The sequence below is a fragment of the Flectobacillus sp. BAB-3569 genome, from assembly GCF_002270355.1.
Taxonomy (GTDB): Bacteria; Bacteroidota; Bacteroidia; order Cytophagales; family Spirosomataceae; genus Flectobacillus; species Flectobacillus roseus.
Genome location: NZ_NJFZ01000012.1, coordinates 58,446 through 70,289 on the forward strand (window position 1 = coordinate 58,446; position 11,844 = coordinate 70,289).

The window sequence follows — 11,844 nt, forward strand, 5'->3', positions numbered from 1 at the left end:
TTCTAGAAATTTTAGATATAAAATTGTTTTTTCTACTTTTATTGTACATATTTAGCACACAAAGAAAAATTATAGTTATTGCCATATCGAATTACCCATAAAATTTACAAATATACCCTTAAGATTATCCTATGTTTGATGACTCAACTGTAAATGTAGGCATCCTAAAAGAGCGTGCCTATAACTTACGCTGGGCGACAGTTCCTGAAGGCGTGATACCGTTAACCGCGGCGGATCCAGACTTCCCGAGTGCACCACAAATAGCAGATGCCCTAACCAAGTTTATCAAAGACCGCTATTTATGTTATGGTCCACCCGAAGGACTTCCTCAGTTTAAAGAAAGTGTTGCCCAATTTTTTCACAACAAACGAAACGTTCCAGCCAAACCCGAATTTACCTTTCCTGTAGACAGTGCGGCTTTTGGAATTTATGTCATTTGCAAAGCCTTCCTTGAAAAAGGTGACGAGGCGATTATTTTTAACCCTGTTGATTTCCTTTTTAAATACTCAATTGAAACGGTTGGTGCCAGTGCCATTTCTTATGGTATTCCTCCAGGTCAAGAGTTTGTAGATTTTTGGGAGCTAGAAACCCTAATTACTCCCAAAACAAAATGATTTGCCTTTGCAATCCTCTTAATCCAACGGGCAAAGTTTTTACTCCAGAGGAGTTAAGAATTTTGGGCGAGGTAGCGTGTAAGCACAATCTTATTATTTTATCAGATGAAATCTGGAGTGATATTGTGTATCAACCATACACATTTACCAGTATTGCTAGTCTTGATGAAAGTATCCGTCAACGAACCATTATCGTGACGGGATATAGCAAATCCTATGGTTTAGCAGGTTTGCGCATTGGTTCGCTGGTGGCATTTAATCAAAACCACGCTGATACTCTTTTCAGAGCTTCTTTACATCAATCTACGGTTCATGGAGCAAACGTTTTAGGGCAGATTGCTGCAACCACTGCCTTAAACGAATGTGGACCTTGGCTAGAGGGCTTTATTCAGCATCTCCAACAGATGCGTGATTTATGTGTATCTGAACTCAATGCAAGTAAGGGGGTGTCATGTATCGCACCACAAGGTTGTTATGTCGCATTTGCAGATATTACAGGCACTGGAAAAACCAGCGCCGAAATACAAGCATACTTACTAGAAACAGCCAAAGTAGCAGTTGTTCCGGGTTTACCACAATGGTTTGGAACAGGAGCAGAGGGTTATATCAGGTTAAGTTTTGCCACATCTAATGGAATTCTTTCTAACGCACTTAATTATATAAAAACCGCACTTAATTACTTATGAAAGTTGTAATAATTGGTGGGGGAGTGGCTGGATTGTCACTTGGCCTGTTGTTAAACAAACAAAATATTGAAGTAGTCATTAATGAAAAAATGACCGAATTTCATACCCGAGGTCACGCTTTTCTCATGCATCTCGACGGATGGTCTATCCTAGAAGAGCTGAGTGAAGGAAAAAATATTCCTCTACCGGGTATCGAAATTGGGGAATTTAATTTTAATAAAAGCAATGGAGAACCCGTAAAGCGTCAAAAGCTCAATCTTTGGCGTTGTATTAGGAGAAAAGACTTAATTGCATTTTTGAATCAATTGATTCCTGAAGGACTTATCAAAACGGGTCGTGTTTTTTCACATTTTATTTATGAAAATGGCAAGGCAGTTGCGGCTCAGTTCAGCAATGGAGAAATAGAGTATGGTGATATTTTTGTAGGTGCGGATGGCAGTAATTCGTCAGTTCGTGAAGCCATATTGGGATCTGTTGAGTTTACAAAAGTAGAAGTAAAGGAAGTTGTGGGTTTGTGTAAAAACGAAACTTTGGCCTCTAAGTTACCCAACGTATTTACCAAATTTCAGAGCGATACCAGAGGCATAAGTTTTGGTATGATTCCTGTGTCAGCCTCTGATTTTGTTTGGTTTATGCAATATAATGCCGTAGAAGCAGATTGTTGTGACAAGTCAACACCTGAGCAATTAAAGGCTTTTTGTGATTTTCAATTGAGTGATTTTCCTCCAATTGTTAATGAATTGCTTGCTACCAACGACTATTCAACGAGCTATATTTGGAATACAAGAGATTTTGGACTATTGCCTAAATTCCATGAAGGAAATGTCGTATTGATAGGCGATGCTGCCCATTTGGCTCTGCCATTTACGAGTGCAGGAACCACCAATGCCATCATCGATGCAAAAACATTGACAGATTTGTTGCTAAAAATTGGCAATTCTGAGTTGGCTTTTGAGCAATATTATGCCTCTCGTAAAGATGAGATTTCTAAACATATCTATTTGGGGAGAGAGTTAAAAGAGCTCTTTATGCACCCAGAAAAAATAGATGGTGATAAAATGGTGGTACCGCTGATTTCTAAAAAAGAATCAGATGTTAAAGGAGATAAACCACTAAAGGTGCAATATTTTACCGACCCTATTTGTTCAACTTGCTGGGTGGTTCAACCGATGTTACGTAGGTTGAAATTGGAGTATGGTGAATATTTCGATATTGACTATCGTATGGGAGGACTTTTACCCTCCTGGACAGACTATCAACGTGGACCAATTACTCAGCCTTCAGACGTTGCATCGCATTGGGAGGAAGTGTGCATGATTCATGGCATACCACTAGATGGAGATATTTGGTTAGAAGATCCACTGCCTTCATCTTATCCACCTTCTATCGCTTTTAAAGCAGCTCAGATGCAAGACGGAGACTTAGCCATTTTGTTTTTGAGAAGAATCAAAGAGATGCTATTCTTAGAAAAAAAGAATATTGTAGATCTCAATTATTTAGAAAATGCAGCTTTTGAAGTAGGGCTAGATTCAGCCAAATTTATCAAAGATTACGAAACAAAAGCGCAAGAGGCATTTCGAAATGATTTGATTTTGGCACAAAATATGGAAGTTGGCGTATTCCCAACCTTGATTTTTACTAATCAAGACAACAAAACAATTATTGCAAAAGGGTATCAAGAATATGAGTATTTCGAAGACATTATTCATCAATTAATTCCTAATGCACAGAAAAGAAATTTGAATACAGATCCTGTTTTCTTATTCAGTTGTTTTTCGACTATGACCAATAAAGAGTTTTCATTTTTGAGTGAAAAATCGGTAGAAGATACTGAAAAAACCTTGGACGATTTGTACGAAAGAGGATACATTGACAAATTTGAGAGCAAAAATGGTATAATCTGGAAGAGTAAGTTAGCGGATTATTAAAATAATATATTTCTTAGTATAGAATCCATCTTCGGTGTAATCGAAAAATTTCGGTGTCTGAAGGTGGATTTTTTATTTGTATATTAAAAATGTTCAATTTTTAATATATATTGCTCAAAAATAATGCTTTATAATCTAAACAGTTTCTATGTCGAAAATTTTACTTCTTTTAACATTACTCTTTCCAGTTATTTTCACTTACGGACAATCTATTCCAGCTACAAAGAGTAGCATTGTTAGTGTAAGAGTTAAAGAGTATAATAAATTGATTAAAAATGCCAAGCTCAAGCATTTGAAGAAAAAATATCTGAAAGCCTCAAAAGACTATATAAAGGCTTTGGAGTTGTGTATAAACAGAGATACTATTGACTGGATAAAAGATCAAATTATTCTGAACAATCAACTTAGCAATAAAAAGAATGTTTCAAATCTTGATACTAGAAAAAAAGCTTCAAATCTAGCATTCGACTATGGACACTATATTGTTGCATACAATACGCTCAAGATTGACAGCAGTTCCACAATTTTCAAAAACAAAAGCTTATATTCTAAACGAGCTCTTTCGAAGTTCATCCATGGAGCTATCAAGCATAAAGCATTTGCTTCTGGGAATATTACACTTGATACTGTTCAACATGATTTTCCGAAGGATTCTTCCAAATTTTTTATAGAGCTAAGGAGTAAGATTGCTTTTCGAAAAGCAAAGGTTGAAGGTTCTATCAAAGACTTAATTAGTAAAACTCCTAATTATAACAAAACACCTGAACAAGATTTAAGAGATTCATTACGAGCACTTGATTCCTTGTTTCAAAATAAAATTCTTACTCAAAATAATTTTCATCGCTACAGGAAATTTCCTCTACATGTAAACCTGTTAATAGGGAATGAAATACAACTTCCAGAAGTCATAAAGACATCAGGTAACTCACTACTGATTACATCGGATAATCTAAATCTATATCAAGGTATTGAAATTAGCCTAGGACGTTTGGGAGCCACATTTAGGTACGGTTTGTCGATGCGATTGGCTAAAGGTAACTTTTCGACGTACTACCATGACACACTTTTAGAACGAAATATAAAGCTTGAACGATTTGAGTACTCTTCAAAAGCAGTTGGATTCAACTTATATATTACCCCTTTCAAAAATTATTTCAGGGCTTACAACCTTGGGGTTGTTGCAGGAGTTGAATATCATAAGTTTGATAAACTCATGTACACACAAAAGCTAAATACTTCTGATGTTTTGAATCAATCTGTTTTTTTGGAACAAACCAGAGTAGATTTTGGCTTGATGTATGCCTACAAATGGCCTAAATCTGGAGGTATGCAAGTTTTTGCTAGATATTCTTACGGCCTTGGTAACCTCATTAATAACAGACCTAACTCTTTACTAGAACCTGTAAAAGACTCAAAATTGAACACTATTAAAACAGGCCTATTAATCACTATATTCTAAAATGACTAGACTTATACTACAATTAAGCTTTTTGGTAGGAATTCTCATCGGTTGTAAGCCTATACAATTAGATGAAGCATTTCCTGAGCGAACCACCTTTCATATTCCAGATGGAGTATCGTTAAGAACGGAGGATCGTTCTTGTGTTATCAAATACAGCAGCGAGGAGTTGATTAAATTATATTTTCAAAAAAAGAGAATTTAATAAGTAATGATTTGCTTTTTAAAGCTGCTGAACTTTTTAACAAAATCAATCCCTCGATTAACCTACAACCAACACCCTATATTTTTGAAAGTAATGTTTATTTTTCGGTTGGAAATGCCTCATTGGCAAATGATCCTTCAGGTGCAACGTATGACTCTGGAGTATACCCTCTAGCTTGGAATGAAATTGTATATAAAGGACTTAATTGGAGGAGTGATTTTGCTTTTAGAGCTTTTACCTTAAAAACTTTTGACGCCGAACGTCGTTATCAAAGTTATATATTTACACTAGGACGAATGCTTGGTTTGCCTGAAAACAGTAATAAACAGTCATGGATGTATCCTTATTATGAAGCAGGAGTAAAAAAAGAATTCACTCAGGATGAATTAAGCTTTCTACAACAGATTACTAGTCAATGTACAACTGGCGATGAGGTAACAAGTACTAGTTCTCCAAATATTTTAGCGGATGGGACAGTAGGGTTAAGTGTTAATTTTAAATTTTCTAAAGATTTCAAGATCAAAAAGGTAGGAGTTATCATTTCAGAAAATCCTGATTCCTTGAATGTAAACCATTCGGACTATTATTGTGAGAAGGTAACTTCGACCACTGGAACTGTTATTCTGTCAACTCAAACCTTAAACGCAAATACTACCTACTATTACAAGGGTTTTTTATACGGCAATAATGGGGTTGTAACGGAAAGCCAAACAAAAAAGTTTACCATCCCAAACAGAGAGCACAACAAGTGGACAAAAACTCTATTTAGTGGATACATTCCTGAAAAAGATAAACCCGTGTTTGCGTTCAATGGTTATTTTTACTCTGACCTTCATTTTACCGAAAAAGCAAATGAACAATATGTATTGAAGATAAATCAACAAACAGGAGAAATTATTGAAAAAATTTATTTACCAGTTCCGCAAGGAAACAATACGGTGTACTTTTTGAATAATTCTATCTATATTCTTCATTTTGAGTCGAATATTCAGTTCAGATGTTACAAGTTTCAATTAGATACCAGAGTTTTGTCATCCATACCTGTACCAATTCCTAACTTTGTACAAGGCGCCTTAGATTATAAGAGGATCCTATTTTTTAATAATCCCTCTGGAATATATGTAATCCCCTATCATTCTTTTACTAATGGTGTAGCGGGCACTTATTTTAGTAACGTTTATAAACTTGACTTTGAAAAGCTTACGTTTCAAGATTTTGGTAAGGCTCCTATTGAGCAAGGCAATGACGACTTCACTTCTCCTTTGACATCTCCCGAATCAGCTAACAGTACAGTTGTTTATAATAATTATGGCGGAGTAGTCAAGGTGCTTAATTTTGATTTGATACAAAAGACTACCTCTGTCACAGTTAAACCTAAATTAAGTTACATCCAAAGCATACCCATCACAAATACAGATGTAAATTCTAAAATTGCCATCAATAGCTCAATCTATTATACGATTTCTGATAAGTCTATTTATAGATTTTTGTCAAACACGGAAAATGATTTAGATTATCTAATTTATTCTTTCACTGATGATTATTACAGTTACAATGATTATTTCAGCAGCTCTGTTCCAATTCAATCCGATTTGACGGACCTGAATAAAGGTAGTGTAAGGAATCTATTTCAAGTGTATGACCCTGTAAATGAAAGCGTAAAAACACTAGGAGTACCGTTCGAGGCTATGTTTAAAGGTGATATATGGAAAGGGTCATTTCGTCCTAGATTTATAGATGGAGGGGATAAAATTTACTTTCTTGCCACTAATTATAAAAATCACTCTACGCTGTGGGTATACCATAAATAGAGAATTATTTTGCTGATTTACTTTATCTAACTAATTATGAAAATACAATTCACCTTCTATCTGTTCCTTCTGGTTTGTATCACCTGTCAAGCTCAGAAACCTAACAACTCCAACAATAAATTAAATTATTATATCAAGAAAAGCCAAAAATTTGAGAAGAAGAAAAAATTTGAGAAAGCATCTTTTTACCTAGAAAAGTTTGTACTTAAAACTACTCATAAGGATTCATTGACTGATGTTATCGAGAAGATTTCAGAGCTTAAGAAAAAGGCCAAATTATACAATCATTTATATACGGCAGTACTAAAATCAAATGGGTTACATGCATACACTCAGCTCAAGGAAATAAATAAGTTTGATTCAAATTATATTCAATTACGTCAAATAAGTCAAATAATTGCCAAGGATATTGCGAGAATTGGGATTAGTAGAAAAGCCTTCAGAACTGCTAAACAATATTTAGATTCACTAAGATATGATCGTCTGTTGGATTCAACAACCTTGTATCTGAAGATGAGCGGTAAACTGGAAAAGAAAAAAGAGTCGTATTTAGCTAAAATTAAGAAAGATCTACAAGATAGTACCAATAATTCTATCAGCAGATTTCAAGATTCACTCACTAGAAAAGATTCGTTATTTATAGCATCATTTAAGAAAAAAGACATAGGATTTAAACCGAAGTTATACCCCATTAAATTGGGACTATTTTTGGAGTCCGAGTATCTGTTTCCTGATTTTTCTTTTGATGTAGACCAGTCTCCAAAGATTGGGGTAGTACAGAAATCTCCGACTCCAGGAATCGATTTAAGTGTTGGTAATATCGGCAGTAAATTTAGAGTATCCCTAAACTACACTTATCTTAATAGAGAGTTTTATACATATATTCCTCAATTTTTAGTTCAAGGCGAGCAAAGAGTCAAGCTTGAAACTTTTCAGTACAGCGGACATAGAGTTGGACTTGAAACGCAATTCCTGCCTGTCAATACACCTTACTATAAAACATTAAGTATGGGTGTTTCTTTGGGAGTAAGTGCTTATTATTTGGATAATTTTAAGTACTCATATTACTATAAAATGGATATAAATTCTTTAAACATGGATTATGTCAATCGGCTGAGTTTGAACGGTACCCTAGGTGTTTTTATTAACTATAGACTAAGAAATAGCAAGGGCATTCAGTTTTTTGTAAAATATCGAAAAAGTCTTCAAAACTTCTTTAAAGACTTTAATGTTCAGGATGCCGCTTTTATTGATTTTAGTACACCTTACTATACCAAGCTTGAAAGCTCAGCTATCAACTCTATTTCCTCTGGTCTAACATTTTATCTCTGGTAATTTATGCGCACAATATTAATAACTTTAGTTGTCCTATCCTCGCTTTTATATTCATGTAAAAAATATGAGATTTTAGAGGCTTTTCCTGATTCATTTGCTCCATCAATGAATACTAATTTTATTTTTAATGAAAACCTGAGAAACTGTGAAATATTTTACAATTCTGTGGAAATTACGAATGCATTTGTTGTTCCTGATTATAAAAACGAGTTATCAAAAAGTATATTAGTCAAAGCGGCTAATGTTATCAATGAGGTCAATCCTAGAATAAATCTGAAACCGACTCCACTGTCAACCTCAGCCAATATTCGTTTTGAAGATCAGAATGTAAGTGTTTTAGAACCTTATTCCATGACCAGTGGAGGAAGAATTTTTAATGCAAATAGTACGAGCAATTGTAATAATTGTGTTGGATTCAACTCTTTGACTCCTCATGCGACGTTAATAAAGATATCAGTAATGTCCTCTGGAGATGCAAGACTTCAGGCTTATGTATATTATTTGGGAAAGTATTTGGGATTGAAAGATTCAAATGACAAAGAATCATGGATGTATCCATTCTATGTGCCTGATATTCAAAAGAAATTTAACGAAAATGAACTGATAAGACTACAGACTTTTTCTAATTTATGTGATGCTAAAAATGTGGTTTCTGCTAAAATCCTGTCAGTTAGTTCTGAAGGAAACGCCGAAATTCAGGTAGATTACAGTCATCCTGATGTTTATTCAGGTTTGAAGGTTGGAGTGTTGGTTTCTGAAGACACGTCATCCTTATATTTAGAAAAAGGAACATATTATATTAAATCCACCACTACAAATTCAGATGCTATCAAATTTACTACTGATGTATTAAATGCGAATCAGCGATTTTATGTTAAAGCCTTTTTATATGGTAAATCTGGCGTAGTATATGATTCCAAAATTACACCTGTTGTAATTCCTGATCGAGCACATAACAAATGGGTGGGTCTAAGTAGGCAAAATATAATAATGCCTGCCTATGGTACTCTTTCCTATGCGTTCAATAACATCGTTTATACAACGCCAATGAGAGCGTATGATTATAAAAAAATGTTTGGTTTTTTTGAGAATGGATCTTACATGGAAATAGCTAATCCATTGCTTGCAAAAGATGATAAATGTTTTTTTTATGATGGTAAATTTTATATGTATCAAGAAAACATCCCAACGCAATCATTGTCGATTTATGAGTATGATTTAAACAGTTACAAAACACAGGTAATTAATATTAATTATGCTGATTACGGTCTCAAGAATACCAATACTGACGATGGCGCTATTGTTTTTGCTGCTGAGGGTTATATTTATCTGGTGAATCAAAGTATCGGATATAATGGAGAATTAAGTGCGATTAATATGCTTAGAATTAATATGACTTCTAAGACCATATCTAAATTAAAATCTCTTAATACATCTGCATTTAGAAGCATGTATAGTAGGCAATTGTATGCTTTTACTAATGGTAATAAAATTTATTTTGAAGATTTGAGTCGTATTTATAATGCTCCATTTTTTGTTAGCACAGGGTACACCATGACTATCAATAAGGAAGATTTTCAGTTGGTCCAAAGCGAATTGCTACCGATTAAACCCAATCTTTCCAAGTATCAAAATTTAACTGATTCTCCCAGCAATCTTTTGAATTTAAGAGCTTTTAGTGTTTCATCAGCGGGAAAGATGTACAGGTTATTATCAACCGATTTTCGAGTAGAACCCTCAATAGCTGCACTCCTTAAAAATTCTTCTCTGTCGGGCACACTTGATGTCAGTAAAGTTATGAGTAGAGCATGGCCAATGTTTATCCCTGTAACAAAAGAGACAGAAAGTAGACCAATTCAGCTTTTCGAGACATTCGATATCGATAACAGATTGAGTAAATCTCTTTGCATACCTCCTAAGGGTATTGAAGATACATTCAAGTATGAGAATTATGAGGAGTATGCACCAAAATACGATTTAGTAGATGGGAAAGACAAAATGTATTTGTTTGTTTATCACTCATATACATCAGTTTATTCTTCGATTTGGATTTATTATAAGTAGAAAATTTGATATGACCGCGAGAGTGTAAAAGGACTCATATTTTGCTACATAATACAAGGGTTATCCCAAAATTTGTGATTGAGCGAGTGAGTGATTAAGAAAAATTTGTATTCCATCATTAGGAACGTAATGATTAGGTCTTAAGCCAGGTCATTAGCATCAAAAAGCGGTCGAAAACATAATTTTCGACCGCTTTTTGATAAAAACTTTGAGAGTAATCCCAAACCAAAAAGTTCGAGAAGACTCATGTAAAATATATATAGATGACTACAACTTATACTTCTCCTTCAAATATCCGATCGCCATACCGTAAGCCTCTTTACTAGCTGCTTCGTCGTACTTAGGATTACTTGGGTTTGAAAATCCGTGTACTGCATTGAAAATTTTGTAAGTCAATTTTTTATTTGCAGTTTTCATATTTGCCGCAAAATCCTCAATTACCTGTTGTGAGATATATTGTTCTGTGGCAAACAAGCCCAAAACATCACTATGTAAGGTTTTTAGTTTTTCAACATCTTTTACGGGCATTCCATAATACATTACAGAACCGATGGTTTGTTTTCCGCCCAATAAGGCTGATTTTAACGACCAACTTCCACCAAAACACCAACCTACATTCGCTATCTCAGCTTTTGGACCTGCCAAGGTAATTGCACCTTTTACAATGTTTTCAAGTCTGGATTCGACTACACCTTGCATCAACTTTCCTGCTTCTTGTGGATTTGTGGTTGATTTTCCATCATACATATCTAAGGCTATAACATTGACATTTCCTCCTAAGTCGTTGTAAAAAACATCTGCCTGATGTTTGATATGGTCGTTAAGTCCCCACCACTCTTGATATACAAAAAGCCATTTGTCAGATTTCTTTTTTGCTTTGACAATATAGGCACTCGCTGTGTTACCATCGGCAGTTGGATAAGTGATTGATTCGCCTTCTGCTACAAACTTGATGGCTACTGGAGTTGGGTGTAAAGCAATAAAATTTGGGTCATTCGCGAATTGTGCCATATCGCCTGATACTGGTGCATGACAAACTGTAATTTGATTTTCAGGTTGTTCGATGGGTTTTGCAGCAAAATACCCCATTATGCTAACAACAAGGAGATTGAGAGATAGCCAAAGTTTGTTCATTTTCTACGATGAGTTTTGGATGAATAATGATTGAATGTTGGTATGTCCGAGAGATGAACATTTGCCGTTTCATCATTAATAATACAAATTCGTCTAAAATTGTTCTAAGTCTTGGTGAAATATTCGACCAAAAGCCGATATAATAAGATATACGCTTCAACAAATATCTTAATACATCGGCTTTTGAGAAGTAAAAATATTTTGCCTATTTATTTAATTTATACCATTGTATATTTGAAAGGGGCTGACGGCGCTGTGCATGCTTGACAGGACCATAATATTTGCTCAAATAATCAAGAACGACGGGTTCGGCTTCTCCTAAATCCCAAAGTTTTTGTGTTCTTTGCATCCATCGAATTCTTTCTAACCAACCTTCTCGTGAAGCTCTGAATTGTAGAATCATTTTACTAGAATGACATCCTGTACATTGGGCTTTGACCATATCTAGTTCTTTAGCAATTACCAAGCCTGTTTCAGGATCTAATCCTTTGGTCGAGTCAGCATGGATGGCTTTTTGACTATATGGGTGTGGCGTAATTTTTCCTAGGGAAGCAAGATAAACCATAGAAAGCAATGCGGCTACTAACATGATTTTTTTCATAAGAGTA

Annotated in this window: 8 protein-coding genes and 1 pseudogene; 7 read left to right on the forward strand and 2 right to left on the reverse strand. The window is 34.8% G+C overall.

Features of this window, described 5'->3' with window-relative positions; all coding sequences use genetic code 11:
* Positions 1-131 precede the first annotated feature (131 nt).
* The 7 genes and pseudogenes from BWI92_RS28205 (at position 132) to BWI92_RS12615 (ending at position 10,102) form a co-directional block, all read left to right on the forward strand.
* Positions 132-1,300: pseudogene (locus BWI92_RS28205) on the forward strand (pyridoxal phosphate-dependent aminotransferase).
* On the forward strand, positions 1,297-3,228 hold the full coding sequence (locus tag BWI92_RS12590; RefSeq protein WP_095163616.1) for a DsbA family protein: 1,932 nt from the start codon (positions 1,297-1,299) through the stop codon (positions 3,226-3,228). The pseudogene BWI92_RS28205 and the gene BWI92_RS12590 overlap by 4 nt, the downstream one beginning before the upstream one ends.
* 148 nt (positions 3,229-3,376) lie before the next feature.
* The gene (locus BWI92_RS12595) at positions 3,377-4,687 is read left to right on the forward strand and encodes a hypothetical protein (RefSeq protein ID WP_095163617.1); all 1,311 of its coding nucleotides are present in this window, start codon (positions 3,377-3,379) and stop codon (positions 4,685-4,687) included.
* 1 nt (position 4,688) lies between these two features.
* The gene (locus BWI92_RS12600) at positions 4,689-4,892 is read left to right on the forward strand and encodes a hypothetical protein (protein WP_095163618.1); all 204 of its coding nucleotides are present in this window, start codon (positions 4,689-4,691) and stop codon (positions 4,890-4,892) included.
* 11 nt (positions 4,893-4,903) lie between these two features.
* On the forward strand, positions 4,904-6,703 hold the full coding sequence (locus tag BWI92_RS12605) for a hypothetical protein (RefSeq protein ID WP_095163619.1): 1,800 nt from the start codon (positions 4,904-4,906) through the stop codon (positions 6,701-6,703).
* A gap of 36 nt (positions 6,704-6,739) precedes the next feature.
* Positions 6,740-8,038: a hypothetical protein gene (locus BWI92_RS12610; RefSeq protein ID WP_095163620.1), complete on the forward strand. Its 1,299-nt coding sequence runs from the start codon at positions 6,740-6,742 to the stop codon at positions 8,036-8,038.
* Between the two features lie 3 nt (positions 8,039-8,041).
* Positions 8,042-10,102, forward strand: coding sequence for a hypothetical protein (locus BWI92_RS12615; RefSeq protein ID WP_141234768.1), 2,061 nt, complete (start codon positions 8,042-8,044; stop codon positions 10,100-10,102).
* A 267-nt stretch (positions 10,103-10,369) separates the two neighbouring features.
* Here the strand turns inward: BWI92_RS12615 and BWI92_RS12620 are convergent, their stop codons facing one another.
* Both BWI92_RS12620 and BWI92_RS12625 read right to left on the reverse strand, forming a co-directional pair.
* Positions 10,370-11,236, reverse strand: coding sequence for a dienelactone hydrolase family protein (locus tag BWI92_RS12620; RefSeq protein WP_095163622.1), 867 nt, complete (start codon positions 11,234-11,236; stop codon positions 10,370-10,372).
* Positions 11,237-11,441: 205 nt separating this feature from the next.
* Entirely contained in the window at positions 11,442-11,837 is a 396-nt protein-coding gene (locus BWI92_RS12625; protein WP_095163623.1) for a hypothetical protein, read from the reverse strand.
* Between the last annotated feature and the right edge of the window lie 7 nt (positions 11,838-11,844).